The following is a 24275-nucleotide window of genomic DNA, read 5'->3' as shown; positions in this document are numbered from 1 at the left end:
CAAAAAATAAAATGATTCTTATCTGAGGTTATCTAATGAAATTTTTGAAGCGCCAACGCTATTTTAAACGAAGTGCGGTTGCATTAAGCCTGCTGTCTTGTATCGCTCAAGCTGAAAACAAACAAGAGCTAGAGACGATTACGGTTACCGATACATCAATCATAACAGAAAGTAGCTATAACCAAGGTTATGGTGCGTATGGAAGCAGCACGGCAACAGGTTTAGCCATGACACTGCGGCAAACACCTCAGAATGTGAGTATTGTGTCGGCGGAGCAGATTAAAGATCAAAATTTATCCTCTTTAAGTAAAGTGGTTCAACAAGCTGTTGGATTGTATGCAGATGTAAAGGGCTCAACAGAAACCGGCTATACGGTGCTATATGCGCGCGGTAATCGAGTGCAAAATTTTCAATTAGACGGTATGCCGATGAATAATATTGCCTTCGGTGGAAAAGGACCGGGTGATGAACCGAATGCCTGGAGTATATTAAATAGTGCGCAATACGATCAAATTGAAGTGTTACGCGGTGCAACAGCGCTAATGGACGGCTCAGGACAGCCGAGTGCAACGATTAGTTTACATCGCAAACGTCCAACTCGTCATTTTCAGGGAACTTTAGATTTTAAGGTAGGCGATTTTAATTTACACGGAGTAGAAACAGATCTTTCCGGCAGTTTGAATGCCGATAGCAGTTTGCGTGGGCGTTTGGTGATGTCTTACCTGGGTTCGGACACCTTTCGTGAGCGCGCACAAAATCGTAATGGAATGATCTATGGCATCACGGAATGGAATATTAGCTCGGATACTACACTTAGTATTGGCGGAACCTACCAATCCATGCGTGATCGTAATACATCGATGTTCGGTTTGGTTTTATATGATACGGACGGTAATGCCATCCCGGCTTCACCTCGTTCCAATGCAACGATTAATGGCTCTTATGTTAATTATAGCAATTTAAATCTGTTTACCGAATTGCGGCACCGTTTTAATCAGGATTGGTTGCTTAAAATAGAATATGGTTATGCCAAAGGACATCGTGATCAAGTCGCGGGTATTGCTGCGTCAGCTTTTGTCAATCGAACCATACCGATGGCAGCCGGCGCAACAGTAAAGAGTGATGAACACCCTCGGCAACATAATTTTATGGCATCATTAAACGGAAAATATACGTTATGGAATAGAAAACATGATGTGATGTTTGGTGTGAGTGGTTATATTTTAAATAATGATCAGCCACGGTATGGGCGGCAGCTCAATCGTATTTTTGATCCGAGTATGATTGATAATTTAGGGCTATTTAATGGGGTTTTGCCATTGCCGCTTTGGGCGGCAGATGGGCAGGACATTAACAGGATTCGCCAGGTCGGCGCTTATACGGCAACTCGTCTTTACTTAACCGAGCAATTAGCGTTGATCTTAGGTGGACGCTATACTCGATTTAATATTACAGAAGATACTCAATATATCCAAAATGGGAAAAATACCAAAAGTAGTGTTACTCCCTATATTGGGCTGGTATATGATTTAAATGATAACTTTTCAATTTATTCCAGCTATGCACAAATTTTTAAACCACAAACCAAACGGGATAAAAATAACCAATATTTGAATCCGGAAAAAGGCAGCAATATTGAGGTCGGGTTAAAAGCAGAGTTCTTTGATGGGCGGTTAAACGGCTCTTTGGCACTATTTGAAACCCGAAAACGGAATGTCGGCTTCTGTGAACAATATAGTCCCGGAGGGTTGACTTGTGATTATTACGCTTTTGATCCGAGTGGAAAAACAAAAGGCTTTGAAATCGAAGTGAATGGAGAAATAAGAGATAATTGGGCAATTTCAGCTGGTTTTAGTCGTAGCAAGGGAAAAGGCTCGAATAATCAACGCTTGACACCTGAAATTCCGATTCAGCAATTTAAAATTTTTACTAGCTATGCATGGCGTAGTATGACAGTCGGCGCAGGAGTACGCTGGCAAAGTACAATTTATGAAGGAACCCCTTGGGGATTAAATTATGGCGCCAGTGCAGCGTTAGCGGCGAAGGCAAAAGCAGTTTCGACTCAAAAATCCTACGCATTAGTGGATTTGATGTTGCGCTATAATTTGAGCAAAAATGCGACCTTAACACTAAATGTAGAGAACTTATTCGATAAAATTTATCGTACTAGTGTTAATTCTCACAGCTACGGTTCACCAAGAAATATTAATATGACATTGGGCTTTAAATTTTAGCTAAATAAGTTGATAAATATAGGTCAAGTGCGGTCGGGCAAACCGCACTTGACCTTTTACTGAGCGTGTTATTGTTTTAACACATACGCCCAAGCGCGGCGGTAGCCGGCGTCGTCGGCTTCCAGATACACGCCTTGGATTTCCGGTTCGAAGCCCGGCAGTTCGTTGATGCCTTGTTCCAAGGCACGGAAATACTCCAATACGGCGCCGCCCCAAACTTCGCCGGGGACGATACACAGCACGCCCGGCGGATAAGGCAATGCACCTTCGGCAGCGGTTCTGCCTTCGATTTCAGCCAGCGAAACCAATTCCACTTCGTTGCGGATAAACGCATTGTGGCAGGCTTCCGGCGTGATGTGCATCTTCGGCCAGGCGTCACGCAGGAACATCTGTTGTTGTAAGTCGTTTAGGCGGTGTTTGGCGTAGAAGTTGTGCAGTTTCTGACACAGTTCACCAATCCGCATTTTGCTGTATTGCGGATACGTTTTGGCAAGGGTCGGCAGCATTTCGATCACCGGCGTGTTGTCTTGGATATGCTCTTCAAAGCGGGCAATGTTCGCCACCAAATGCTGGAATTTCGCCATGGTTTCCGCCGGAGTCAACAGGAATAGAATCGAGTTTAAATCGGCTTTTTCCGGAATCACTGAGCGTTCGCGCAGGTAGTGCGCCAAAATCGCCGCCGGAATGCCGGACTCTTCATATTCGCCGGTTTCCATATTGATGCCCGGCGTGGTCAGCAATAGTTTGCACGGGTCGATAAAATATTGCTCTTCGGCATAGCCGTCGAAGTCATGCCAGCGTGCGTCCTTGGCAAATTGGAAGAAACGGATATTGTTGGCGATGTCTTCCGATTTGTGGTTTTCCCAGGATTTTCCGTCCACCATCGGCGGCACAAACGGGCGGATCAGTTTGCAGGTTTTCAGCAGCATTTTACGCACTTCCACGCTGCTGAGCACGCACTCCTGCCACATCCGTTTTCCGGCTTTGCCGGCGTGCATTTTGGCGTTGACGTCCAATGAGGCAAACAGCGGATAAAACGGGCTGGTCGAGGCGTGCATCATAAAGGCGTTGTTGAAACGTTTATGGTTGCAATACCGCTCTTGCTCATTGATATGGTTATCTTTTTTGTGAATTTGCGACGCTTGCGATAAACCTGCCTGCTGTTTGTGCACCGATTGGGTCACCAAAATGCCCGGATCGTTTTCATTCAATTCCAATAACAGCGGCGAGCAGTCACGCATCATCGGAATAAACTGTTCATAACCGACCCAAGCGGAGTCAAACAGAATGTAGTCGCACAAATGGCCGATACGATCGACCACTTGGCGTGCGTTGTAAATCGTGCCGTCATAGGTGCCTAATTGAATCACCGCCAAACGGAATGGGCGTTTATCGTTGGCACGTTCCGGTGCAACCTTGGCAATTTGGGTACGGATATCCGCTTCTTCAAAGCAGTGCGACGGAATGCCGCCGATAAAACCGTAGGCATTGCGAGTGGTTTCCATATATACCGGCATGGCACCGCACAACGTCAGCGCACCTTGATGCACCGATTTATGGTTGTTGCGGTCAAACAACACCAAGTCGCCTTTGCTGACCAACGCACCGATCGCCACTTTGTTGGCGGACGAGGTACCGTTGAGCACAAAATAGGTTTTATCAGCGTTAAATACTCTGGCAGCATGGGCTTGAGCCTGAAATGCCGGACCTTCGTGAATCAGCAAATCTCCTAAGCGCACATCGGCATTGCAGGAGTCGGCGCGGAACAGGGTTTCGCCGAAATAGAGATAGAAACGGCGACCGGAAGGGTGTTTGCGGAAAAATTGCCCGCCTTGGTGTCCCGGACAGTCGAACGCCGCATTGCCGTAATCAGTATATTCCTTCAGTGCTTGGAAAAATGGTGGATCGAGCGTGTCGATGTAATCTGCGGCAGCGGCGTTAATCAATTGGCCGTTATAATATTTTTGATCTTCTGCCAGTTCGATGACGCCGTAGAGTTCGGTCAACCACTCGTCCGGTACGGTTTCTCCGTATTCAATGGCGGCGAAAATCGGAATGGGAAAGCCCAACCGTTCCAACTCTTCCCACACTTCGGGCAGGTCTTTAATCGTGGTGACCACAGCACAGACATTGGTGAAATCGGTCATATCAATGTCCATAATTTTGTAGTCAGACAAAAAGGCAAATTCTGTGCCTTGGCTGGCAGCAATTTTCATCGGCGTTTTCCTATCGGCAGACGAGTCATATCAATGAAAAGCAGTGTGCTTTTCAGTTCAGAGTTATTGGCTTGCAATTGCAAGGCAAAAGTGCGGTTTGAATTTGCGCAAACGATAACAAATTTAAGCGCTGAGGGAAAGTGAAGACGGTGGGATTTCTCTCAAGAATCACAGATAGCTTTTTCTACCAAAGTAAACCGCACTTTTTGCAAAAAATCGGCGAAAAGTGCTTGCAAACTGTGCGGTGATTCTATACACTCTGCGGACTTTCTTGATGGAAGTCGTTTGATGTAATCATTTATCAAGCGGGCGACAACAATAGGTTGTTGCTGACAATGTTCCCGATTGGGGAGCTAAAATAGGCTTAATCGCACTTCATTTTCAAATATAAGCAGTATGGAAATCGAGGTGTCGGTTTTTTGTTATCTCATTTTTAATAATGGAGCTCTGGTCTCATGCAGAACCAAAGAATCCGTATCCGTTTGAAAGCGTTTGATCATCGTTTGATCGATCAATCCACTGCGGAAATCGTAGAAACAGCTAAGCGCACAGGTGCTCAAGTTCGTGGTCCAATTCCATTACCGACCCGTAAAGAACGTTTTACCGTGTTGATTTCTCCACACGTTAATAAAGACGCGCGTGATCAGTACGAAATCCGTACTCACAAGCGTTTGGTCGATATTGTTGAACCAACAGAGAAAACTGTTGACGCGCTTATGCGTTTAGATCTGGCTGCCGGCGTTGACGTGCAGATCAGCCTAGGTTAATCAGGGAATAGGTAAGAGGTTAATACAATGATTGGTTTAATCGGTCGTAAAGTTGGTATGACTCGCGTCTTCACAGAAGCCGGCGTGTCTATCCCAGTTACCGTAATCGAAATCGAAGCCAACCGTGTGACTCAAGTGAAAACCCTTGAAACAGATGGCTATTCTGCAGTTCAGGTTACTACTGGCTCTAAAAAAGCAAGTCGTGTAACTAAGCCAGAAGCAGGTCATTTCGTTAAAGCAGGTGTTGAAGCTGGTCGCGGTTTATGGGAATTCCGTACCGAAGGTGAAGAGTTCACTTTGGGTCAGGAAATTAATGTTGATGTCTTCGCAGACGTTAAAAAAGTTGACGTAACAGGTACATCGAAAGGTAAAGGTTTTGCCGGTACAGTAAAACGCTGGAACTTCCGTACTCAAGATGCTACCCACGGTAACTCTTTGTCTCACCGTGTTCCTGGATCTATTGGTCAAAACCAAACTCCGGGTCGTGTGTTCAAAGGTAAAAAAATGGCAGGTCACTTAGGTGCTGAGCGTGTAACCGTTCAATCACTGGAAGTGGTTCGCGTTGATGCTGAACGTAAATTGTTATTGGTCAAAGGTGCCGTTCCAGGCGCAACCGGTAGTGATTTAATTGTTAAACCCGCTGTTAAAGCTAAAGCATAAGTCTAGGAGATAGGAATGGAATTAGTAACTAAAGATGCACAAAGTGCATTGACTGTTTCTGAAACTACCTTCGGACGTGAGTTTAACGAAGCGTTGGTACACCAAGTTGTTGTTGCTTATGCAGCAGGTGCTCGCCAAGGTACTCGTGCACAAAAAACTCGTGCTGAAGTAGCAGGTTCAGGCAAAAAACCATGGCGTCAAAAAGGTACTGGTCGTGCGCGTTCCGGTAACGTAAAAAGCCCAATTTGGCGTTCAGGTGGTGTGACATTTGCGGCTAAGCCACAAGATCACAGCCAAAAAGTGAACAAAAAAATGTATCGTGGTGCGATTAAGAGCATTCTGTCTGAATTACTTCGCCAAGACCGTCTGGTTGTGGTTGAGAAATTCGAAGTTGCCGCCCCGAAAACAAAAGTTTTAGTTCAAAAATTAAAAGAAATGGCACTGGAAGATGTGCTGATCATCACAGCGGATTTAGATGAAAATCTATTCTTGGCTGCACGCAACCTTTACAAAGTAGATGTGCGTGACGTTCAGGCGATTGATCCAGTTAGCTTAATTGCTTTTGAAAAAGTAGTTATTACGGCTGACGCTGTGAAGCAAATTGAGGAGATGTTGGCATGATTCTGGAAGAACGTTTGCTAAAAGTGCTGAAAGCACCACATGTCTCTGAGAAAGCGACTAATAATGCCGAACAGTCAAATACGATTGTTTTCAAAGTAGCTAAAGAAGCCAACAAAGTTGAAATCGCTGCTGCTGTTGAAAAACTGTTTGAAGTGAAAGTTGATTCAGTGCGTACTATCGTTGTTAAAGGTAAAACCAAACGTCATGGTGCGAGAACGGGTCGTCGTAGCGACTGGAAAAAAGCGTATGTCACCTTGCAAGAAGGCCAAAATTTGGACTTCCTTGACAGTGCAGAGTAATCAGAGGAGTAGAAAATAATGGCTATCGTAAAATGTAAGCCGACCTCCGCTGGTCGTCGCCATGTAGTTAAAATCGTTAACCCTGATTTACACAAGGGTAAACCTTATGCTCCGCTTTTAGATACTAAATCTAAAACCGGTGGTCGTAACAATCTAGGACGTATCACTACCCGTCATATCGGTGGTGGTCATAAACAACATTACCGTATCGTTGACTTCAAACGTAATAAGTTAGATGTGCCGGCGGTTGTTGAGCGTCTGGAATATGATCCAAATCGTTCTGCGAATATCGCTTTAGTGTTATATAAAGACGGTGAGCGTCGTTATATCTTAGCACCTAAAGGTTTGGCCGCAGGCGATCAAATCCAAGCGGGTACGCAAGCACCTATCAAGGTGGGTAATTCATTACCGATGCGTAATATCCCGGTTGGTACAACTGTACATAACGTAGAATTAAAACCAGGCAAAGGCGGTCAAATTGCTCGTTCAGCCGGTGCGTATGTACAAATTATTGCTCGTGAGGGTAACTATGTAACATTGCGTCTTCGTTCCGGCGAAATGCGTAAAGTGTTATCCGAATGTCAGGCAACTATCGGTGAAGTTGGAAATTCTGAGCACATGCTGCGCGTACTGGGTAAAGCCGGTGCAAGCCGTTGGCGTGGCGTTCGTCCTACCGTTCGCGGTACGGCGATGAACCCGGTAGATCACCCTCATGGTGGTGGTGAAGGTCGTAACTTTGGTAAACATCCTGTGACTCCATGGGGCGTTCAAACTAAAGGTAAGAAAACTCGCCACAATAAACGTACTGATAAATTCATCGTACGTCGCCGTGGTAAATAATTTTAATATAAAAAGAGGATAAGCCATGCCACGTTCTCTCAAGAAGGGTCCTTTTATTGACCTACACTTGCTGAAGAAGGTAGAGAAAGCGGTGGAAAGCGGGGATAAAAAACCAATTAAAACTTGGTCCCGTCGTTCAATGATCATTCCAACAATGATCGGATTGACCATCGCCGTCCATAATGGTCGCCAGCACGTTCCTGTATTTATTTCCGACGAAATGATCGGTCATAAATTAGGTGAATTTGCACCGACTCGTACTTACCGCGGTCATGCCGCTGATAAGAAAGCTAAGTAAGGAAGGAAGTAAAGATGGAAACTATTGCAAAACATCGTTTCGCTCGCACTTCAGCTCAAAAAGCTCGCTTAGTTGCTGATTTAATTCGCGGTAAAAATGTTGCTCAAGCTCTGGAAATCTTGACTTTCACCAACAAAAAAGCTGCGGCTTTGGTGAAGAAAGTTTTAGAGTCTGCGATTGCGAATGCAGAGCATAATGACGGTGCAGATATCGATGATCTTAAAGTTGCTAAAATCTTCGTTGACGAAGGTCCTAGCATGAAACGTGTTATGCCACGTGCTAAAGGTCGTGCGGATCGTATTTTAAAACGTACAAGCCACATCACTGTGGTTGTGTCTGACAAGTAGGAGAATAGCAATGGGTCAAAAAGTACATCCTAATGGTATTCGCCTCGGTATTGTTAAACCTTGGAGTTCAACTTGGTTTGCGAATACACAAGATTTCGCTGACAACTTAGAAGGCGATTTCAAAGTACGTAAGTTCTTAAACAAAGAGTTAGCCAATGCTTCTGTTGCTCGTATTGATATTGAGCGTCCGGCTAAGAGTATTCGTGTAACTATTCACACTGCTCGCCCGGGTATCGTTATCGGTAAAAAAGGCGAAGATGTTGAAAAATTGCGTAACAAATTAGCCGAAATTACCGGCGTTCCTGCGCAAATCAACATCACAGAAGTGAAAAAACCTGAATTAGACGCGCGTCTGGTTGCTGAAAGCATTGCTTCACAATTAGAACGTCGTGTTATGTTCCGTCGTGCGATGAAACGTGCTGTACAAAACGCAATGCGTTTAGGTGCGCAAGGTATCAAAGTTGAAGTCAGCGGACGTTTAGGTGGTGCAGAAATTGCGCGTTCAGAATGGTATCGTGAAGGTCGTGTGCCTTTGCATACATTACGCGCGGACATCGATTATAACACTGCAGAAGCTCATACTACATACGGCGTTATCGGCGTGAAAGTATGGATCTTCAAAGGTGAGATTCTTGGTGGAATGGCTGCAGTTATGCAATCAGAACAACAACCTGAAGCGCAACCTAAAAAAGCGCGCAAAGGTCGTAAGTAAGGAGATTGAATAAATGTTGCAACCAAAACGTACAAAATTCCGTAAAGTTCACAAAGGACGTAACCGTGGCTTAGCGGCTGGTACCGATGTCAGCTTCGGTACATTCGGTCTGAAAGCAGTTGGTCGTGGTCGTTTGACCGCACGTCAAATCGAAGCGGCTCGCCGTGCGATGACTCGTGCTGTTAAACGTCAGGGTAAAATCTGGATCCGTGTATTCCCAGATAAACCAATTACTGAAAAACCATTGGAAGTCCGTATGGGTAAAGGTAAAGGTAACGTTGAGTACTGGGTAGCCTTGATCCAACCGGGTAAAGTGCTATATGAAATGGACGGTGTGTCTGAAGAAATCGCAAGAGAAGCCTTTGCATTAGCAGCGGCGAAATTGCCTATCAAGACAACCTTCGTAACTAAAACGGTGATGTAATGAAAGCTCAAGAACTACGTACAAAAAGTGTTGAAGAGCTGAATGCTGAATTGGTTAACTTGTTAGGTGAGCAATTCAAATTGCGTATGCAAGCAGCCACCGGTCAGCTTCAACAAACCCATCAGTTGAAACAAGTGCGTCGTAGTATTGCACAACTTAAAACTGTTCTAAGCGCAAAGGCGGGTGAGTAATGACTGATAAAATTCGTACAGTACAAGGTCGCGTTGTGAGTGACAAGATGGATAAATCTTTCACCATCGCAATCGAACGTATGGTTAAACACCCACTTTATGGTAAGTTTATCCGTCGTACAACTAAGTTACACGTACATGATGAAAACAACGAAGTCAATGTTGGTGATTTGGTAGAAATTCGCGAATGTCGCCCTATTTCTAAAACTAAATCATGGACTTTGGTTCGTGTCGTTGAAAAAGCAGTAATCTAATTATTGTTTTGAAACTAATAAAAACCGCACTTTGCATTAAAGTGCGGTTTTTTGTTGCTATTTCTCCCACTGTGCTACCGACAAATCTCAGCAATAAACATAAAATCCAGTTGCTTTCCTTTTAGCCATTTGGTAAAATCCGCACCCTGTTTGCATTGGGTAAACAGATTCGTCCCGAAAGGGTTTTTTTGATTTTAGCGGAGCACTAATATGATCCAAGAACAGACTATGCTGGACGTTGCTGATAATTCAGGCGCCCGTAGCGTAATGTGTATCAAGGTTCTAGGTGGCTCACACCGCCGTTACGCCGGTATTGGCGACATCATTAAAATTACTGTGAAAGAAGCAATTCCTCGCGGTAAAGTAAAAAAAGGTGATGTATTAAAAGCGGTTGTGGTGCGCACCAAGAAGGGTGTACGTCGCCCAGATGGATCAGTCATTCGCTTCGATGGTAATGCCTGTGTTATTTTAAACAATAATACCGAGCAACCAATCGGTACACGTATTTTCGGACCGGTGACTCGTGAACTTCGTTCAGAGAAGTTTATGAAGATCATTTCATTGGCCCCGGAAGTAGTGTAAGGAGAGTGTCATGGCTGCAAAAATCCGTCAAAACGATGAAGTAATCATGCTAACCGGTAGCACTGAAAAGGGCAAAGGACAGCGTGGTAAAGTAACAAAAGTACTGCCTAACGGTAAAGTGATTGTTGAAGGTTTAAACATGGTTTCTAAACATGAGAAACCGGTTCCGGCTTTAGGTAAAGCTGGTGGCATTGTGAAACAAGAAGCGGCAATCGACGTTTCTAACGTAGCAATCTACAACCCGTCAACAAATAAAGCTGACCGCGTAGGATTCCGGATTGAAGACGGCAAAAAAGTCCGTTTCTTCAAATCTACTGGTGAAACAATTAAATAATACTGGAGTATAGCGATGGCGAAACTGCATGATTATTACAGAGATCAAGTAGTAAACGAATTGAAAGATAAATTCGGCTACAAATCTGTCATGCAAGTCCCACGAGTCGAAAAGATAACCCTGAATATGGGTGTGGGTGAAGCGCTGACCGATAAAAAATTGCTGGATAACGCAGTAGCGGATCTGGCAGCAATTAGCGGTCAAAAACCTTTAATCACTAAAGCACGCAAATCTGTTGCAGGCTTTAAGATTCGTCAGGGATATCCAATCGGCTGCAAAGTGACCCTACGTGGTGAACGTATGTGGGAATTCTTTGAACGATTGATTCATATTGCGGTTCCTCGTGTCCGTGATTTCCGTGGTTTAAGCGCGAAATCATTTGATGGCCGTGGAAACTACAGCATGGGTGTGCGTGAACAAATCATCTTCCCTGAAATCAATTATGATAAAGTGGATCGTGTTCGTGGTTTAGATATTACTATCACAACGACTGCGAAAACAGATGAAGAAGGTCAAGCACTACTGGCTGCCTTTAACTTCCCATTCCGTAAATAAGGCAGGTTACAAATGGCTAAAGTATCAATGAAAATGCGCGATTTAAAACGCGTTAAATTGGCTGAGAAATTTTACGCTCAACGTGTAGAATTGAAAAAAATGATCTCTGATGTCAATGCCTCTGATGAAGACCGTTGGAATGCCGTGTTAAAGTTACAAACTTTACCACGTGACTCTAGCCCGTCTCGTCAACGTAACCGTTGCCGTCAAACCGGTCGTCCGCATGGTGTATTGCGTAAGTTCGGTTTGAGCCGTATTAAGGTCCGTGAAGCCGCTATGCGCGGTGAGATCCCGGGTCTTAAGAAAGCAAGCTGGTAATCAACCACTTTAATTTGGAATCATGGGAGTAAAGACACATGAGCATGCAAGATCCAATCGCAGATATGTTGACCCGTATTCGTAACGGTCAATCTGCGAATAAAATCGCGGTCAACATGCCTTCATCCAAGCTAAAAGTGGCTATTGCCAATGTGCTTGCGGAAGAAGGTTATATTGATAGCGTTAAAATTTCCGAAGGTGTTAAACCTGAACTGGAAATTACACTGAAATATTTCCAAGGTAAACCTGTTGTGGAAAGCATTCAACGTATCAGCCGTCCTGGTCTGCGTATTTATAAACGCAAAGACGAGTTACCAAGTGTAATGGGTGGTTTGGGTATCGCTGTTGTTTCTACATCACAAGGTGTGATGACCGACCGTGCCGCGCGTAAAGCCGGTTTGGGCGGTGAGATCATCTGTTACGTAGCTTAATAGAGGGGTAGGAAGATGTCTCGAGTTGCTAAAGCACCCGTTAATATTCCTGCCGGCGTTGAGATTAAACTTAACGGCCAGCTATTAACGGTAAAAGGTAAGAATGGTGAGTTATCTCGTACCATTCATAATGAAGTTGAAGTTAAACAAGAAGATGGTGCACTGACTTTTGCTCCTCGTAATGAAGGCAAAAGTGCAAATGCACAATCCGGTACGGCTCGTGCGCTTGTTAACGCAATGGTTATCGGTGTTACTGAAGGCTTCACTAAGAAGTTAAGATTGGTGGGTGTAGGTTACAGAGCACAACTTAAAGGCAACAGCATTGCGTTAAGTTTAGGTTTCTCTCACCCGGTTGAGCACGCATTGCCGGCAGGTATCAAGGCTGAATGCCCGTCACAAACTGAAATTGTTTTGACTGGTGCAGATAAACAGCTTATTGGTCAAGTCGCTGCAGATATTCGTGCTTATCGCCGTCCTGAGCCTTACAAAGGTAAAGGGGTACGTTATGATGATGAAGTCGTACGTACCAAAGAGGCTAAGAAAAAATAATAAGGTAACACTATGGATAAGAAATTGGCTCGTATCCGTCGTGCAACTCGCGCACGTCATGCGATGAGAGAGCAAGGAGTAACCCGTTTGGTTATTCACCGCACTCCTCGTCACATTTATGCGCAAGTTATTGCACCTAACGGTTCGGAAGTACTTGCCGCTGCTTCAACAGTTGAAAAAGTCATTAGTGAGCAAGTGAAATATACCGGAAACAAAGATGCTGCAGCAGTAGTGGGTAAAGCCATTGCAGAAAGAGCATTGGCCAAAGGCGTAGAAAAAGTTGCCTTTGATCGTTCTGGTTTTAAATATCATGGCCGTGTGCAAGCATTGGCTGACGCTGCTCGTGAAGCTGGTCTACAGTTCTAATAGAGGTAATTTGAGATGGCAAACATCGAAAAACAAGCTGGTGAACTGCAAGAGAAGCTAATCGCGGTGAACCGTGTATCTAAAACAGTAAAAGGTGGTCGTATTTTCAGCTTCGCTGCATTGACAGTGGTAGGTGATGGTAACGGTCGCGTAGGTTTTGGTTACGGTAAAGCCCGTGAAGTTCCGGCAGCGATCCAAAAAGCGATGGAGAAAGCCCGTCGTAATATGGTTAATGTAGCTATTACAGAAGGTACTTTACAACACCCTGTTAAAGGTACTCATACTGGTTCTCGCGTATTTATGCAACCAGCCAGTGAAGGTACCGGTATCATCGCAGGTGGTGCAATGCGTGCAGTATTAGAAGTTGCAGGCGTTCGTAACGTATTGTCTAAAGCATACGGTTCAACCAACCCAATCAACGTTGTCCGTGCAACAATTGATGCATTGGCAAACATGAAATCACCAGAAATGGTTGCTGCTAAACGCGGTAAAACCGTTGATGAAATTTTGGGGTAATTGATCATGGCAAAAACAATCAAAGTAACACAAACCCGTAGCTCAATCGGTCGTTTACCGAAACATAAAGCTACGCTTCGTGGCCTTGGTCTTCGCCGTATCAACCACACGGTCGAGTTAATCGATACGCCGGCTGTGCGTGGTATGATCAACCAAGTTTCATACATGGTTAAAGTGGAGGAGTAAGGGAATGCGTTTAAATACTCTATCTCCGGCAGAAGGAGCTAAAAAAAGTGCTAAACGCCTTGGACGCGGTATCGGTTCAGGTTTAGGTAAAACCAGCGGTCGTGGTCATAAAGGACAGAAATCCCGGAATAACGGTGGTGGTGTTCGTCGTGGCTTCGAAGGTGGTCAAATGCCGTTGTACCGTCGTTTGCCAAAATTTGGTTTTACTTCGCGTAAAGCGCTTGTTTCAGCTGAAATTCGTTTGAATGACTTAGCAAAAGTTGACGGTGATGTGACATTAGAATCACTGAAAGCTGCCAATGTTATCTCGCATAACATTGAATTTGCTAAAGTTATTTTTGCCGGTGAAGTTAAAGGGCCTGTAGTTGTACGTGGTTTGCGTGTGACTAAAGGTGCCAAAGCAGCAATCGAAGCTGCTGGCGGCTCAGTTGAGGAATAATTAATCAATGGCAAAACAACCAGGTTATCAAGCAAAAAGTACCCAAGGTGGTACGGGTGAGCTTAAAAGAAGATTACTGTTTCTGTTAGGAGCATTAATTGTTTTTCGGATAGGTTCATTTATTCCGGTTCCTGGTATTGATGCCGCTGTATTAGCTCAGTTGATCAATCAACAACAAGGAACCATCATTGACATGTTTAACATGTTTTCCGGTGGTGCCTTGAGTCGTGCTTCAGTCTTTGCGTTGGGGATCATGCCGTATATTTCGGCGTCGATCATTATCCAACTATTAACTGCGGTACACCCTGCATTAGCAGAATTAAAGAAAGAAGGTGAAGCCGGTCGTCGCAAAATCAGCAAATACACTCGTTATTCAACGTTGGTATTAGCTACGATTCAGGCGATTGGTATTTCAACCGGATTACCAAATATGATCCCCGGATTAGTTCCAAACCTTGGTTTGGGCTTTTATGTAACTGCAGTCGTCAGTCTTGTCACCGGAACGATGTTCTTGATGTGGTTAGGCGAACAGATTACTGAACGCGGCATCGGAAATGGTATCTCTTTAATTATCTTTGCGGGTATTGTCGCTGGCTTGCCTTCTGCCATTGGTCATACCATTGAGCAGGCGCGCCAAGGACAAATGAATGTACTGGTGTTATTGTTGATTGCAGTTATTGTCTTTGCTGTAACTTATTTTGTTATCTTTGTAGAAAGAGGACAAAGAAGGATTGTGGTTAACTATGCCAAACGCCAACAAGGGCGTCATATGTTAGCTGCACAAAGTTCGCATCTACCACTTAAAGTCAATATGGCAGGGGTTATCCCGGCTATTTTTGCTTCAAGTATCATTTTGTTCCCTGCTACTTTAACCCAGTGGTTTGGACAAGGTGCCAATATGGAGTGGTTGTCGAATTTATCATTGTTATTAGCACCGGGACAACCGATTTATTTGGTGCTCTATGCGGTAGCAATTATTTTCTTCAGTTTCTTTTACACGGCAATGCAATATAACCCAAGAGATACTGCGGATAATCTGAAAAGATCCGGTGCATTTATTCCGGGTATCAGACCAGGTGAACAAACATCGCGTTATATTGATAAGATTATGACTCGTTTGACATTGATCGGTGCATTATATATCACGTTTGTTTGTTTAGTGCCTTACATTATGACTTCGGCTTGGAATGTGCAGTTCTATTTCGGTGGAACATCGCTTCTGATCGTTGTTGTAGTAATTATGGATTTCATCGCACAGGTTCAAAGTCACTTGATGTCTACTCAATATGAATCTGCGCTGAAGAAAGCAAACCTTAAAGGGTTCGGGCAGTAATCAGCCCATTGAGATAAAAGGGAAAAGCAATGAAAGTTCGTGCTTCCGTAAAAAAAATGTGTCGTAACTGCAAAATTATCAAACGTGAAGGTATTGTCCGTGTGATTTGCAGTGATCCGAGACATAAGCAACGTCAAGGTTAATCTCAATTTTCCTTGCAATGAACAAGCTGAGCAGTTATACTGCTCAGCTCATTTCGTCCTTGATATACTGTTTGAGTATCCTGAAACGGGCTTTTCAAGATCAGTATATCAATTAACTTTAAGTAAATAGGAGTGCATAGTGGCCCGTATTGCAGGCATTAACATTCCTGATCACAAACATACTGTAATTGCATTGACCGCAATTTATGGAATCGGTAAAACCCGTTCAAAAGCCATTTGTGCTGCTGCCGGTATTGCCGAAGATGTAAAGATCAGAGAATTGTCTGAAGAGCAGATTGATATTCTGCGTGACGAAGTTGGTAAATTTACCGTTGAAGGTGATTTACGCCGTGAAGTGACTTTAAACATCAAACGTCTGTTAGACTTAGGATGTTACCGTGGTTTACGTCATCGTCGTAGTTTACCGGTACATGGTCAACGTACTAAAACTAATGCGCGTACCCGTAAGGGTCCTCGTAAGCCGATCAAGAAATAATCGGGGTAAATGATAATGGCTAAAACACCAGTTCGTGCACGTAAACGTGTAAAAAAACAAGTCGTAGATGGCGTGGCGCATATCCATGCATCTTTCAATAACACAATCGTTACCATTACAGACCGTCAAGGTAACGCTCTGGCTTGGGCAACAGCCGGTGGTTCAGGTTTCCGCGGTTCGCGTAAATCCACTCCGTTTGCTGCACAGGTTGCTGCTGAGCGTTGTGCCGAAGTTGTTAAAGAGTTCGGTTTGAAAAATTTGGAAGTTATGGTAAAAGGACCAGGTCCTGGTCGTGAGTCAACAATTCGTGCGTTGAATGCTGCGGGTTTCCGCATCACCAACATTACTGATGTGACTCCGATTCCTCATAACGGTTGTCGTCCACCGAAAAAACGCCGTGTTTAGTGGCGTAATAGGATAGTTGGAGAAAGAAAATGGCAAGATATTTGGGTCCTAAACTCAAGCTAAGCCGTCGTGAAGGTACTGACTTATTCCTTAAGTCCGGTGTCCGTGCGATTGAATCAAAATGTAAATTAGATACCGCACCTGGTCAACATGGTGCCCGTAAGGCGCGTTTGTCTGATTACGGTAGTCAATTACGTGAGAAACAAAAAGTTCGCCGTATGTACGGTATTTTAGAACGTCAATTCCGTAATTACTACAAAGAAGCTAACCGCTTAAAAGGTAATACCGGTGAAAACTTATTGGTATTATTAGAAGGTCGTTTGGATAATGTTGTTTACCGTATGGGATTTGCAGCAACTCGTGCTGAAGCTCGCCAATTAGTGAGCCATAAAGCGATTGTTGTTAATGGTCGTGTGGTTAATATTCCATCGTTCCAAGTTTCTGTTGAAGATGTTGTTGCCGTGCGTGAAAAATCGAAAAAACAAGCACGTATCAAAGCATCATTAGAATTGGCAGAGCAAAGAGAAAAACCAACATGGTTAGAAGTTGATGCTGCTAAAATGGAAGGCGTATTCAAACGTACTCCTGAACGTTCTGATTTATCAGCAGACATTAACGAACATCTGATCGTTGAGCTTTATTCTAAATAATAGAGCTTAGAAGCAAAGAGAGGATAAAATGCAGGGTTCTGTGACAGAATTTTTAAAGCCACATTTAGTTGATATCGAGCAAGTAAGCCCGACTCATGCTAAAGTGACCTTAGAACCGTTAGAACGTGGTTTCGGCCACACATTAGGTAATGCTTTGCGTCGTATTCTGTTGTCTTCCATGCCGGGTTGCGGCGTGACTGAGGTAGAAATTGACGGTGTATTACATGAATACAGCAGCAAAGAAGGCGTTCAAGAAGATATTCTGGAAGTGCTTCTAAACTTAAAAGGTCTAGCGGTTAAAGTACAGAATAAGGACGATGTGTTCCTGACTCTGAGCAAATCTGGAATCGGACCTGTTGTTGCTGGCGATATCACCCATGATGGGGATGTAGAGATTGTTAATCCTGAACATGTGATTTGTCATTTGACGGATGCAAACGCATCTATTAATATGCGAATTCGCGTACAGCGTGGTCGTGGCTATGTCCCGGCTTCTGCGCGTAAACATGTTCAAGACGAAGATCGTCCGATTGGTCGCCTGTTGGTTGACGCTTGTTACAGCCCGGTAGATCGCATTTCTTATAATGTGGAAGCTGCCCGTGTAGAACAACGTACCGATTTGGATAAATTGGTTATCGAAATGGAAACCAACGGCACTATCGATCCGGAAGAAGCCATTCGTCGTGCAGCAACAATTCTAGCAGAGCAACTTGATGCATTCGTTGATTTGCGTGATATCCGTCAACCTGAAATTAAAGAAGAAAAACCGGAGTTCGATCCGATTCTTCTGCGTCCTGTGGACGATTTAGAGTTGACAGTTCGTTCTGCTAACTGTTTGAAAGCAGAAACAATTCACTATATCGGTGATTTAGTCCAACGCACTGAAGTGGAGTTATTGAAAACACCTAATCTTGGTAAGAAATCACTTACTGAAATTAAAGATGTGTTGGCTTCACGCGGGCTATCACTGGGTATGCGCCTTGAGAATTGGCCTCCGGCAAGTATTGCCGAAGACTAATTCCGGTATGGATTAAGATTTTTCTGAGAAGGATAAGGTCATGCGCCATCGTAAGAGTGGTCGTCAACTAAACCGTAATAGCAGTCATCGTCAAGCGATGTTCCGCAATATGGCAGGTTCTTTAGTTCGTCATGAGATCATCAAGACAACTTTACCTAAAGCGAAAGAATTACGTCGTGTAGTTGAGCCGTTAATTACTTTAGCTAAAGCAGACAGCGTTGCAAACCGCCGTTTAGCTTTTGCTCGTACTCGTGACAACGAAATCGTTGCGAAATTATTTAATGAATTAGGTCCACGTTTCGCTCAACGTGCCGGTGGTTACACCCGTATTTTGAAATGTGGTTTCCGTGCAGGTGACAACGCACCAATGGCTTACATTGAGTTGGTTGATCGTCCTGAAGTTACTGAAGAAGTAGCAGTTGCGGAATAATCATTATTGATTCAAGTATAAAAGCTCACCGATTGGTGAGCTTTTTTTGTACTCGCTATTCAATGAGACAAACAACAAATTTACCGATCATCAACCCCCTGTAGCAAATATTGTCCCTCAATAGTCGCTAAACTACGAAAGCCGATATTAAAAATTTGATAGCAAGTGCGGTTGGCAAATGGGCTATAGTCAAAATTCTCATGATGATGACCGTGGAAAATCTTTTTTATTCCCATTTTTTCAGCAAGCGTATTAATCACTTGAAAACCGGATGGGTGCGGTTTCGGGGCTTCATGGCAAATCAGGATATCCGCTTGTTGCTGTTCAAGTTGTTCAATATCAGATAAAAAGATCGAAGTGCGGTGGCGTAGTGGTAGCCCGCCTTGCCAAATTCTATCTTGCGGACAATATTGGCAAAAATGAATTGGATCAAAAAACAGTGGTTTATTCGGCGGCATCCAGATTTGTCCACGAAACACTCCGCCTAATCCAGCAATTTTAACCCCTTGAATCTCTACAACCCGTCCGTGCAAGTTGCGGGTTTTCCATTCGGTTCCCCACAGGGCTTGAAAAGCCGCAACGGTTTTGCTGTCGTGATTGCCGTGAATAAACCATAGCTCGCAATATTGCGACAGTTTTTCTAAGATATTGCAATCGCTTAATTGAAGATCACCTAAGATAATCAATGCAATCCGCTCTTCCTGCTGTTGTAAAAAAGGAAAAAGATGTTCATAGCTGCCATGGGGATCGCCGGCAAATAACAACATGGCTAGGGCTCCCTGCTGCTGTCTAGTTGCAAGCCCGGCAAATCTTCTTCATTCAGAATTTTCTCGACTATCTCTTTGGCAGCGTTATAGCGTTCCAAATAACTTGGTGATTCAATTTCAATATAGGGCACTTTGTATTTTTCCAATAATTTTTTTAACAGCTCCTGAAAGCGTTGGCGCGATTTATGATCGCCGAGGCTGCGCAAACCGTCATCGACCCATTTGGTGTTGTTAGACAATAAAATAGTAATATCAAACGGATATTCTTTAATCATCGAATCTAAAAACGGATGTGCTTTGCCTTCATATTGAATACAAAATGCCTGAGTGGTAATAAAATCGGTATCAACCAAGGCAATTTTATGGGCATGGCGCACCGCATAATCGACATAGCGCAAATGCCCGATAGCCATTAGCGGATAATCAGAAAACTGCATCGCTTGTTCGTCCCCTCCCAATTGCTCAAACACATATTCACGTCCATATTCCCATGCGGAAGTGGTGTTGAATACCGTCGCCAGTTTATTCACCAATACACTTTTGCCACTGCTTTCACCGCCCAGTATGGTGATGGTTTTGGTAAAAAACGGGCGCACCTCTTTCGGGATAAATTTCCAGTAATGAAACGGGTGATTACGGATTTTGGTGGCGGATACGTTGAAAAATTTACGTTCCGGATCAACCAAACTGACTTGCAAGCCTAAATATTTTTCATACGGCGCTTTGTCTTGTGGCTCACTGCTAAAGACAGTGGTCGGGGTTACGTTTTTATCCTGTAAAAGTTGTTTAACCCGTGCTGCCCATGCTTCCCAACCGTTTGGATAGCTCGGCAGACCGTCTTCAACCAAATGGTGGATAAAAATATGTTTTTGCTGATATTTAAAAATCTGCTGCATCCAGCGTAAGCGATCTTGTGCGGTCGGCATTTTTTTCATTTTGCTGTCGTAAAACAGCTTGAGATCACGCTCACTTTCGGTACACACCACCACATGAATTTCATCGACTTTACTGAACGCTTCATAAATCATATTGATATGCCCGGTGTGCACCGGATAAAACTTGCCAAAAATCACGCCGATTTTTTTATCTTCGAGTTCAGTAATATTCAACACTTTATGCAGCGCTTGCAGTTTAATCGCACTTGGATTTTTGATTTTGCCGCTCACCAGTTGATTAAAGTAAGCGCGCGTAACACCTGCCTGTTCGCAAACTTCGGTGACTTTCAAATTCAGCTGTTTTCGTTTTTGCTGCAAGTAGGCAAATGTCATGATTCTGCTCCCGGATAAAAAGGTAATTGTTATTCTGTAGATTGCGTGCTATCAACCGCACTTTGGGCTTCGTCGCTCAACAATTTGCTTTCCAACTCTTGTAAACGTTGCTCTAATGCACCGAGTTTTTCACGGGTACGAATCAGCACCTGAGTTTGCACCTCAAAGTCTTCGCGCGTCACCACATCTAGTTTTGCTAATTGTGCTTGGATAACCTGTTTTACTTTAGCTTCCATATCACCGCCAAAATTTTTCACCCCTTGCGGCAAGGCATCATGAATTTGCTGGGCAAATTGTTCCAGTTTTTTAGGATTTAGCATACAGTGCTCCATCTTCAGATTGAATTATTAATAAATGTAGCATCTATTGTACGAAATGGGCTGATTAAAGGGAAACTTTTTTGCATCAACAGACTGGGCAGCAGGATTTTTTCCGCTATAATAAGCACGCAATTCTCAGGGCGGGGTGTAATTCCCCACCGGTGGTAAAAGTGCGGTTGTTTTTGCAACTTGCCTTAAGCCCACGAGCGCTTGTACTCTGTGTGCAAGGTCTAGCAGATTCGGTGTAAATCCGAAGCCGACAGTGACAGTCTGGATGGTAGAGAATGCGAACGCTGCTAATCGTTTCGGCGGCGTTAGCTTTTGCTGTATTCAAACCGCACTTTATTGCTGTTTTAACAGTCTTCCATTGCCCTGATTCTGGTATTTAACTTATTTATCTTCATTAAAGGAAATTACTATGAGTCAGTCATTACTCACCCAATTTGGCGACAGCCATCAACGTGTTCTGACCGCAATTGATGCCTTTAAACAAGGCAACGGCGTTTTAGTGTTAGACGACGAAAGTCGTGAAAATGAGGGCGATCTGATTTTTCCGGCGGAAACTATTACTACCGAACAGATGGCAAAACTGATCCGCTACGGTAGTGGGATCGTCTGTCTGTGTATTACTGATGAACTATGTCAAAAATTGGAGTTACCGGCAATGGTAGCGACCAATACCAGCGTGAATAAAACCGCCTTCACTGTCACGATTGAAGCGGCACAAGGCGTATCCACCGGCGTTTCGGCAGCGGATCGTGTCACCACCATCAAAGCAGCAATCAATCCAAGTGCGGTTCCAGCAGATTTACATCGTCCTGGACATGTATTTCCATTAAGAGCTGCGGATAATGGTGTATTGGAAAGAAATGGCCATACTGAAGCTGCCGTGGATTTAGCTCGCTTATCTGGTTATCGGCCGGCAGGTGTGATTTGCGAAATCACCAATGATGATGGCACAATGGCGAGAACACCGGAATTAATTGAATTTGTAAAAAGAGAAGGTTATGCGATTGTGACGATTGAAGATTTAGTCAGTTATCGACAAAATCACCATTGCTAATTTTCTTTCATAAAAAATTCATTTATCATTAATGGCGGCACATAATCTATGTACTGCCATTTTTATTATTGAAGGACGCCGCATGTCTATTTTGGATGAAAAACGACTTTTAGCTCGAATTGCAACTTTATACTATGTAGATAATTTAAAACAAAAAGAAATATCTGAACGGTTAAATATCTCTCAATCATTTGTGTCACGGGCACTGACTAAATGTATAACGGAAGGTATTGTCCAAATTAATGTTATTCCTCCCGCGAATATTTTTTTACAGCTAGAACAAGAGCTGCAAACAAAGTTTGGTATCTCAAATGCCATTGTGGTTGATGCGGACAGTGATGATGACGAAAAAATAAAAAACACCATCGGTTCGGCTGCGGCTTATTATTTACAAGTTACGTTACAACCTAATGAGTTGGTTGGTGTTTCCGCCTGGAGTAGCACGATAAAATCTATGGTTGATAATATGCCGCCTTTAAGTGTGAAAGCACAAGGGGTTGTTCAGTTGCTGGGCGGCGTCGGTCTCAACCGAAATGTTCAGGCTAATTTTCTCACGTATGAGTTAGCGAAAAAATTGAATTGTCCTTCTTATTTACTTCCTTCACAGAATGTGGTCAGTGCCGTTGGTGATGTATCATATAAGCAACAGCAATTGGCAATTAGCGAAGTTTCTGATGTGATTGATATGTTTCCTAAAGTAGATGTTGCTTTGGTCGGAATTGGTACATTGGAACCGTCCTCTTTATTAAGATGGTCCGGGTTGCATTATAATTCTGATATTCTGCAATTATTAGCCAAAAAGGGGGCTGTCGGTGATATTTGTTTACACTATTATGATCAGCATGGAATACCGGTATTGGCAGAGAATGAAGATCCGATGATTGGAATGAATCTAGAACTTATCCAAAAATGCCAGAGGGTTATTGCTCTGGCCGGTGGTAGTGCAAAAGTGAGTGCAATCAAAGGTGCCCTAAGAGGTCATTACATTGATGTATTGATTACCGATTATAAAACGGCACAGACCTTGTTGAAGGATTAACTTTTACTAAGAACTATAAGCCGATAATCTTTTGTTTAAAAAGGATATTTATATCTTACCTTTTACCCAGTCTCTTTATCCTATCTATACTCCATATAAATAAAATGTGATTTGTCTCTAACTTTTGAACATTGGCTTTAGACAAGTCATATAAAATTACCTATTCTCTTTATAAATATATAATCACACATGAATATATATTCAAGGTAATAAAACCAATATTAAGGAGAATGACATGACAACTAAATTTTTCAAATCAAGCGTATTGGCATTATCACTGGCTATGTCAAGTTTTGCTTTCGCTGATAATGGGTTGATTGCGATTATTACACCGTCCCATGACAATCCTTTCTTTAAAGCGGAGGCTGATGGGGCAAAACAAAAGGCGGAAGAGTTAGGTTACACAACACTGGTCGCTTCCCATGATGATGATGCGAATAAACAAGATCAACTTATCTCAACCGCAGTTGCCCGAAAAGCCAAGGCTATTATCCTGGATAATGCAGGTTCTGATGTAACCATCGGAGCTTTAGAAAAAGCGAAAGCTGCCGGTGTGCCTGCTTTCTTAATTGATCGTGAGATCAATAAAACGGGCGTTGCAGTTTCTCAGATCGTATCGAATAACTATCAAGGTGCTCAGCTTGGCGCACAGAAATTTGTTGAATTGATGGGCGAAAAAGGCCTGTATGTCGAATTATTAGGGCGTGAATCGGATACCAATGCCTCGGTCCGCTCCCAAGGTTTTCATGACATCATTGATGATTATCCGGATATGAAAATGGTTGCCCAACAAACAGCAAACTGGAGCCAAACGGAAGCCTTTACCCGTATGGAATCCATTTTACAAGCTAACCCTAATATTAAAGGCGTCATTTCAGGCAATGACACTATGGCATTAGGTGCGGAAGCCGCCTTAAAAGCCGCTGGGCGGAATGATGTGATTGTCGTCGGATTTGATGGTAGTGATTATGTGCGTGATTCCATTTTGGCAAATGGAAATATTAAAGCGACAGTATTGCAACCTGCTTGGGATCAAGCGCAGGAAGCCGTAGTACAAGCAGATGCTTACATTAGAACCGGTAGTACCGGAAAAGATGAAAAACAATTGATGGATTGTATTTTGATTGACGCTGCTAATGCAAGACAACTGAATAAATTTGCCTTGAGTCAATAATTTTCAATTGCTAGATAGAGTTGGGTACTC

36 protein-coding genes and 1 riboswitch are annotated in these 24275 nt (G+C 43.5%); of the genes, 32 read left to right on the top strand and 4 right to left on the bottom strand.

Annotation, left to right across the window (positions count from 1 at the left end; all coding sequences use genetic code 11):
• The first annotated feature begins 35 nt into the window (after nucleotides 1-35).
• The gene (locus FHQ30_RS03800) at nucleotides 36-2234 is read left to right on the top strand and encodes a TonB-dependent siderophore receptor (protein ID WP_139610751.1); all 2199 of its coding nucleotides are present in this window, start codon (nucleotides 36-38) and stop codon (nucleotides 2232-2234) included.
• 68 nt (nucleotides 2235-2302) lie between these two features.
• On the opposite strand, the gene speC is transcribed toward FHQ30_RS03800, so the two are convergent.
• Nucleotides 2303-4450, bottom strand: a complete 2148-nt coding sequence (gene speC, locus FHQ30_RS03795) for an ornithine decarboxylase (protein ID WP_139610750.1) — start codon at nucleotides 4448-4450, stop codon at nucleotides 2303-2305.
• Between the two features lie 455 nt (nucleotides 4451-4905).
• Between speC and rpsJ the strand changes: the two genes are divergently transcribed.
• The 28 genes from rpsJ (at nucleotide 4906) to rplQ (ending at nucleotide 18614) form a co-directional block, all read left to right on the top strand.
• Nucleotides 4906-5217, top strand: coding sequence for a 30S ribosomal protein S10 (rpsJ, locus tag FHQ30_RS03790; RefSeq protein WP_001181005.1), 312 nt, complete (start codon nucleotides 4906-4908; stop codon nucleotides 5215-5217).
• Between the two features lie 27 nt (nucleotides 5218-5244).
• Nucleotides 5245-5877 carry a 50S ribosomal protein L3 gene (rplC, locus tag FHQ30_RS03785; protein WP_132964906.1) on the top strand — a complete coding sequence of 211 codons (633 nt, stop codon included), beginning with the start codon at nucleotides 5245-5247 and terminating at the stop codon, nucleotides 5875-5877.
• A gap of 15 nt (nucleotides 5878-5892) precedes the next feature.
• On the top strand, nucleotides 5893-6498 hold the full coding sequence (rplD, locus tag FHQ30_RS03780; protein ID WP_132964904.1) for a 50S ribosomal protein L4: 606 nt from the start codon (nucleotides 5893-5895) through the stop codon (nucleotides 6496-6498).
• On the top strand, nucleotides 6495-6797 hold the full coding sequence (gene rplW / locus FHQ30_RS03775) for a 50S ribosomal protein L23 (RefSeq protein WP_132964902.1): 303 nt from the start codon (nucleotides 6495-6497) through the stop codon (nucleotides 6795-6797). The genes rplD and rplW overlap by 4 nt, the downstream gene beginning before the upstream one ends.
• A gap of 18 nt (nucleotides 6798-6815) precedes the next feature.
• Nucleotides 6816-7637 carry a 50S ribosomal protein L2 gene (gene rplB, locus FHQ30_RS03770; protein WP_132964900.1) on the top strand — a complete coding sequence of 274 codons (822 nt, stop codon included), beginning with the start codon at nucleotides 6816-6818 and terminating at the stop codon, nucleotides 7635-7637.
• Between the two features lie 25 nt (nucleotides 7638-7662).
• Nucleotides 7663-7935: a 30S ribosomal protein S19 gene (rpsS, locus tag FHQ30_RS03765; RefSeq protein WP_132964897.1), complete on the top strand. Its 273-nt coding sequence runs from the start codon at nucleotides 7663-7665 to the stop codon at nucleotides 7933-7935.
• A gap of 14 nt (nucleotides 7936-7949) precedes the next feature.
• Complete coding sequence (gene rplV / locus FHQ30_RS03760; protein WP_034615150.1) at nucleotides 7950-8282, top strand: 50S ribosomal protein L22; 333 nt, start codon at nucleotides 7950-7952, stop codon at nucleotides 8280-8282.
• A 10-nt stretch (nucleotides 8283-8292) separates the two neighbouring features.
• Nucleotides 8293-8994: a 30S ribosomal protein S3 gene (gene rpsC / locus FHQ30_RS03755; RefSeq protein ID WP_034615147.1), complete on the top strand. Its 702-nt coding sequence runs from the start codon at nucleotides 8293-8295 to the stop codon at nucleotides 8992-8994.
• Nucleotides 8995-9007: 13 nt separating this feature from the next.
• On the top strand, nucleotides 9008-9418 hold the full coding sequence (gene rplP / locus FHQ30_RS03750; RefSeq protein ID WP_034615144.1) for a 50S ribosomal protein L16: 411 nt from the start codon (nucleotides 9008-9010) through the stop codon (nucleotides 9416-9418).
• Nucleotides 9418-9609 (top strand): 50S ribosomal protein L29, encoded by a 192-nt coding sequence (rpmC, locus tag FHQ30_RS03745; protein ID WP_132964894.1) that lies wholly within the window; start codon nucleotides 9418-9420, stop codon nucleotides 9607-9609. Before rplP ends, rpmC begins: the two co-directional genes overlap by 1 nt.
• Nucleotides 9609-9863: a 30S ribosomal protein S17 gene (gene rpsQ, locus FHQ30_RS03740; RefSeq protein ID WP_132964892.1), complete on the top strand. Its 255-nt coding sequence runs from the start codon at nucleotides 9609-9611 to the stop codon at nucleotides 9861-9863. Before rpmC ends, rpsQ begins: the two co-directional genes overlap by 1 nt.
• Nucleotides 9864-10073: 210 nt before the next feature.
• Nucleotides 10074-10445 (top strand): 50S ribosomal protein L14, encoded by a 372-nt coding sequence (gene rplN / locus FHQ30_RS03735; protein ID WP_132964890.1) that lies wholly within the window; start codon nucleotides 10074-10076, stop codon nucleotides 10443-10445.
• A gap of 10 nt (nucleotides 10446-10455) precedes the next feature.
• Entirely contained in the window at nucleotides 10456-10779 is a 324-nt protein-coding gene (gene rplX, locus FHQ30_RS03730) for a 50S ribosomal protein L24 (RefSeq protein ID WP_132964888.1), read from the top strand.
• Nucleotides 10780-10794: 15 nt separating this feature from the next.
• Nucleotides 10795-11334 carry a 50S ribosomal protein L5 gene (gene rplE / locus FHQ30_RS03725; protein ID WP_132964886.1) on the top strand — a complete coding sequence of 180 codons (540 nt, stop codon included), beginning with the start codon at nucleotides 10795-10797 and terminating at the stop codon, nucleotides 11332-11334.
• 12 nt (nucleotides 11335-11346) lie between these two features.
• Nucleotides 11347-11652 carry a 30S ribosomal protein S14 gene (gene rpsN / locus FHQ30_RS03720; protein ID WP_139610749.1) on the top strand — a complete coding sequence of 102 codons (306 nt, stop codon included), beginning with the start codon at nucleotides 11347-11349 and terminating at the stop codon, nucleotides 11650-11652.
• 38 nt (nucleotides 11653-11690) lie between these two features.
• A complete protein-coding gene (gene rpsH / locus FHQ30_RS03715; RefSeq protein WP_132964883.1) occupies nucleotides 11691-12083 on the top strand; it encodes a 30S ribosomal protein S8 in 393 nt (130 codons plus the stop codon).
• Nucleotides 12084-12098: 15 nt separating this feature from the next.
• The gene (gene rplF / locus FHQ30_RS03710) at nucleotides 12099-12632 is read left to right on the top strand and encodes a 50S ribosomal protein L6 (RefSeq protein WP_132964881.1); all 534 of its coding nucleotides are present in this window, start codon (nucleotides 12099-12101) and stop codon (nucleotides 12630-12632) included.
• Nucleotides 12633-12644: 12 nt separating this feature from the next.
• Complete coding sequence (gene rplR / locus FHQ30_RS03705) at nucleotides 12645-12998, top strand: 50S ribosomal protein L18 (protein ID WP_034615117.1); 354 nt, start codon at nucleotides 12645-12647, stop codon at nucleotides 12996-12998.
• A gap of 15 nt (nucleotides 12999-13013) precedes the next feature.
• Nucleotides 13014-13514 (top strand): 30S ribosomal protein S5, encoded by a 501-nt coding sequence (gene rpsE, locus FHQ30_RS03700; RefSeq protein WP_084257857.1) that lies wholly within the window; start codon nucleotides 13014-13016, stop codon nucleotides 13512-13514.
• Nucleotides 13515-13520: 6 nt separating this feature from the next.
• Complete coding sequence (gene rpmD / locus FHQ30_RS03695) at nucleotides 13521-13700, top strand: 50S ribosomal protein L30 (protein WP_084257858.1); 180 nt, start codon at nucleotides 13521-13523, stop codon at nucleotides 13698-13700.
• A 4-nt stretch (nucleotides 13701-13704) separates the two neighbouring features.
• Nucleotides 13705-14139, top strand: a complete 435-nt coding sequence (gene rplO / locus FHQ30_RS03690) for a 50S ribosomal protein L15 (protein WP_132964879.1) — start codon at nucleotides 13705-13707, stop codon at nucleotides 14137-14139.
• Between the two features lie 7 nt (nucleotides 14140-14146).
• The gene (secY, locus tag FHQ30_RS03685) at nucleotides 14147-15472 is read left to right on the top strand and encodes a preprotein translocase subunit SecY (RefSeq protein WP_139610748.1); all 1326 of its coding nucleotides are present in this window, start codon (nucleotides 14147-14149) and stop codon (nucleotides 15470-15472) included.
• 29 nt (nucleotides 15473-15501) lie between these two features.
• Nucleotides 15502-15615 carry a 50S ribosomal protein L36 gene (rpmJ, locus tag FHQ30_RS03680; protein ID WP_132964874.1) on the top strand — a complete coding sequence of 38 codons (114 nt, stop codon included), beginning with the start codon at nucleotides 15502-15504 and terminating at the stop codon, nucleotides 15613-15615.
• A 139-nt stretch (nucleotides 15616-15754) separates the two neighbouring features.
• The gene (gene rpsM, locus FHQ30_RS03675) at nucleotides 15755-16111 is read left to right on the top strand and encodes a 30S ribosomal protein S13 (RefSeq protein WP_132964873.1); all 357 of its coding nucleotides are present in this window, start codon (nucleotides 15755-15757) and stop codon (nucleotides 16109-16111) included.
• A gap of 15 nt (nucleotides 16112-16126) precedes the next feature.
• Nucleotides 16127-16516, top strand: a complete 390-nt coding sequence (rpsK, locus tag FHQ30_RS03670; RefSeq protein WP_005701868.1) for a 30S ribosomal protein S11 — start codon at nucleotides 16127-16129, stop codon at nucleotides 16514-16516.
• Between the two features lie 29 nt (nucleotides 16517-16545).
• Nucleotides 16546-17166, top strand: coding sequence for a 30S ribosomal protein S4 (gene rpsD / locus FHQ30_RS03665; RefSeq protein ID WP_132964871.1), 621 nt, complete (start codon nucleotides 16546-16548; stop codon nucleotides 17164-17166).
• A 28-nt stretch (nucleotides 17167-17194) separates the two neighbouring features.
• Nucleotides 17195-18184, top strand: coding sequence for a DNA-directed RNA polymerase subunit alpha (locus tag FHQ30_RS03660; protein ID WP_132964869.1), 990 nt, complete (start codon nucleotides 17195-17197; stop codon nucleotides 18182-18184).
• 40 nt (nucleotides 18185-18224) lie between these two features.
• Nucleotides 18225-18614 carry a 50S ribosomal protein L17 gene (gene rplQ, locus FHQ30_RS03655; protein ID WP_132964867.1) on the top strand — a complete coding sequence of 130 codons (390 nt, stop codon included), beginning with the start codon at nucleotides 18225-18227 and terminating at the stop codon, nucleotides 18612-18614.
• Nucleotides 18615-18694: 80 nt separating this feature from the next.
• Here the strand turns inward: rplQ and FHQ30_RS03650 are convergent, their stop codons facing one another.
• From FHQ30_RS03650 to ubiK, 3 genes are read right to left on the bottom strand one after another with little or no spacing between them, the layout of a single operon-like run.
• On the bottom strand, nucleotides 18695-19381 hold the full coding sequence (locus FHQ30_RS03650) for a metallophosphoesterase family protein (RefSeq protein WP_139610747.1): 687 nt from the start codon (nucleotides 19379-19381) through the stop codon (nucleotides 18695-18697).
• A 2-nt stretch (nucleotides 19382-19383) separates the two neighbouring features.
• Nucleotides 19384-20652 carry a multifunctional transcriptional regulator/nicotinamide-nucleotide adenylyltransferase/ribosylnicotinamide kinase NadR gene (gene nadR / locus FHQ30_RS03645; RefSeq protein ID WP_139610746.1) on the bottom strand — a complete coding sequence of 423 codons (1269 nt, stop codon included), beginning with the start codon at nucleotides 20650-20652 and terminating at the stop codon, nucleotides 19384-19386.
• 26 nt (nucleotides 20653-20678) lie between these two features.
• Entirely contained in the window at nucleotides 20679-20969 is a 291-nt protein-coding gene (gene ubiK, locus FHQ30_RS03640) for a ubiquinone biosynthesis accessory factor UbiK (protein ID WP_139610745.1), read from the bottom strand.
• 127 nt (nucleotides 20970-21096) lie between these two features.
• Nucleotides 21097-21259: riboswitch (FMN riboswitch) on the top strand.
• A gap of 128 nt (nucleotides 21260-21387) precedes the next feature.
• On the opposite strand from ubiK, the gene ribB reads away from it, so the two are divergent.
• From ribB to FHQ30_RS03625, 3 genes are all read left to right on the top strand, one after another.
• On the top strand, nucleotides 21388-22032 hold the full coding sequence (gene ribB / locus FHQ30_RS03635; RefSeq protein WP_139610744.1) for a 3,4-dihydroxy-2-butanone-4-phosphate synthase: 645 nt from the start codon (nucleotides 21388-21390) through the stop codon (nucleotides 22030-22032).
• Between the two features lie 82 nt (nucleotides 22033-22114).
• Entirely contained in the window at nucleotides 22115-23071 is a 957-nt protein-coding gene (locus tag FHQ30_RS03630) for a sugar-binding transcriptional regulator (protein WP_139610743.1), read from the top strand.
• Between the two features lie 235 nt (nucleotides 23072-23306).
• Nucleotides 23307-24245, top strand: coding sequence for a D-ribose ABC transporter substrate-binding protein (locus FHQ30_RS03625; protein ID WP_139610742.1), 939 nt, complete (start codon nucleotides 23307-23309; stop codon nucleotides 24243-24245).
• The last annotated feature ends 30 nt before the right edge of the window (nucleotides 24246-24275 follow it).

The organism is Testudinibacter sp. 'clade 2' (genome assembly GCF_006227735.1).
Classification (GTDB): domain Bacteria; phylum Pseudomonadota; class Gammaproteobacteria; order Enterobacterales; family Pasteurellaceae; genus Chelonobacter.
This window is presented reverse-complemented; position numbering and strand designations above follow the sequence as displayed.

What these genes read in the sequence shown, in the direction of transcription:
- rpsK (WP_005701868.1), top strand. Translation starts at nt 16,127, where the DNA reads ATGGCTAAAACACCAGTTCGTGCACGTAAACGTGTAAAAAAACAAGTC.
- rpsD (WP_132964871.1), top strand. Translation starts at nt 16,546, where the DNA reads ATGGCAAGATATTTGGGTCCTAAACTCAAGCTAAGCCGTCGTGAAGGT.
- rplR (WP_034615117.1), top strand. Translation starts at nt 12,645, where the DNA reads ATGGATAAGAAATTGGCTCGTATCCGTCGTGCAACTCGCGCACGTCAT.
- FHQ30_RS03800 (WP_139610751.1), top strand. Translation starts at nt 36, where the DNA reads ATGAAATTTTTGAAGCGCCAACGCTATTTTAAACGAAGTGCGGTTGCA.
- rpmC (WP_132964894.1), top strand. Translation starts at nt 9,418, where the DNA reads ATGAAAGCTCAAGAACTACGTACAAAAAGTGTTGAAGAGCTGAATGCT.
- rpsJ (WP_001181005.1), top strand. Translation starts at nt 4,906, where the DNA reads ATGCAGAACCAAAGAATCCGTATCCGTTTGAAAGCGTTTGATCATCGT.
- FHQ30_RS03650 (WP_139610747.1), bottom strand. Translation starts at nt 19,381, where the DNA reads ATGTTGTTATTTGCCGGCGATCCCCATGGCAGCTATGAACATCTTTTT.
- ubiK (WP_139610745.1), bottom strand. Translation starts at nt 20,969, where the DNA reads ATGCTAAATCCTAAAAAACTGGAACAATTTGCCCAGCAAATTCATGAT.
- rpsS (WP_132964897.1), top strand. Translation starts at nt 7,663, where the DNA reads ATGCCACGTTCTCTCAAGAAGGGTCCTTTTATTGACCTACACTTGCTG.
- FHQ30_RS03630 (WP_139610743.1), top strand. Translation starts at nt 22,115, where the DNA reads ATGTCTATTTTGGATGAAAAACGACTTTTAGCTCGAATTGCAACTTTA.
- secY (WP_139610748.1), top strand. Translation starts at nt 14,147, where the DNA reads ATGGCAAAACAACCAGGTTATCAAGCAAAAAGTACCCAAGGTGGTACG.
- rplV (WP_034615150.1), top strand. Translation starts at nt 7,950, where the DNA reads ATGGAAACTATTGCAAAACATCGTTTCGCTCGCACTTCAGCTCAAAAA.
- rpsC (WP_034615147.1), top strand. Translation starts at nt 8,293, where the DNA reads ATGGGTCAAAAAGTACATCCTAATGGTATTCGCCTCGGTATTGTTAAA.
- rplC (WP_132964906.1), top strand. Translation starts at nt 5,245, where the DNA reads ATGATTGGTTTAATCGGTCGTAAAGTTGGTATGACTCGCGTCTTCACA.
- rplO (WP_132964879.1), top strand. Translation starts at nt 13,705, where the DNA reads ATGCGTTTAAATACTCTATCTCCGGCAGAAGGAGCTAAAAAAAGTGCT.
- rplW (WP_132964902.1), top strand. Translation starts at nt 6,495, where the DNA reads ATGATTCTGGAAGAACGTTTGCTAAAAGTGCTGAAAGCACCACATGTC.
- rplN (WP_132964890.1), top strand. Translation starts at nt 10,074, where the DNA reads ATGATCCAAGAACAGACTATGCTGGACGTTGCTGATAATTCAGGCGCC.
- rplP (WP_034615144.1), top strand. Translation starts at nt 9,008, where the DNA reads ATGTTGCAACCAAAACGTACAAAATTCCGTAAAGTTCACAAAGGACGT.
- rplX (WP_132964888.1), top strand. Translation starts at nt 10,456, where the DNA reads ATGGCTGCAAAAATCCGTCAAAACGATGAAGTAATCATGCTAACCGGT.
- rplD (WP_132964904.1), top strand. Translation starts at nt 5,893, where the DNA reads ATGGAATTAGTAACTAAAGATGCACAAAGTGCATTGACTGTTTCTGAA.
- ribB (WP_139610744.1), top strand. Translation starts at nt 21,388, where the DNA reads ATGAGTCAGTCATTACTCACCCAATTTGGCGACAGCCATCAACGTGTT.
- rplE (WP_132964886.1), top strand. Translation starts at nt 10,795, where the DNA reads ATGGCGAAACTGCATGATTATTACAGAGATCAAGTAGTAAACGAATTG.
- FHQ30_RS03660 (WP_132964869.1), top strand. Translation starts at nt 17,195, where the DNA reads ATGCAGGGTTCTGTGACAGAATTTTTAAAGCCACATTTAGTTGATATC.
- rpsN (WP_139610749.1), top strand. Translation starts at nt 11,347, where the DNA reads ATGGCTAAAGTATCAATGAAAATGCGCGATTTAAAACGCGTTAAATTG.
- speC (WP_139610750.1), bottom strand. Translation starts at nt 4,450, where the DNA reads ATGAAAATTGCTGCCAGCCAAGGCACAGAATTTGCCTTTTTGTCTGAC.
- rplF (WP_132964881.1), top strand. Translation starts at nt 12,099, where the DNA reads ATGTCTCGAGTTGCTAAAGCACCCGTTAATATTCCTGCCGGCGTTGAG.
- rplQ (WP_132964867.1), top strand. Translation starts at nt 18,225, where the DNA reads ATGCGCCATCGTAAGAGTGGTCGTCAACTAAACCGTAATAGCAGTCAT.
- rpsE (WP_084257857.1), top strand. Translation starts at nt 13,014, where the DNA reads ATGGCAAACATCGAAAAACAAGCTGGTGAACTGCAAGAGAAGCTAATC.
- rplB (WP_132964900.1), top strand. Translation starts at nt 6,816, where the DNA reads ATGGCTATCGTAAAATGTAAGCCGACCTCCGCTGGTCGTCGCCATGTA.
- rpsQ (WP_132964892.1), top strand. Translation starts at nt 9,609, where the DNA reads ATGACTGATAAAATTCGTACAGTACAAGGTCGCGTTGTGAGTGACAAG.
- rpmD (WP_084257858.1), top strand. Translation starts at nt 13,521, where the DNA reads ATGGCAAAAACAATCAAAGTAACACAAACCCGTAGCTCAATCGGTCGT.
- rpmJ (WP_132964874.1), top strand. Translation starts at nt 15,502, where the DNA reads ATGAAAGTTCGTGCTTCCGTAAAAAAAATGTGTCGTAACTGCAAAATT.
- FHQ30_RS03625 (WP_139610742.1), top strand. Translation starts at nt 23,307, where the DNA reads ATGACAACTAAATTTTTCAAATCAAGCGTATTGGCATTATCACTGGCT.
- rpsH (WP_132964883.1), top strand. Translation starts at nt 11,691, where the DNA reads ATGAGCATGCAAGATCCAATCGCAGATATGTTGACCCGTATTCGTAAC.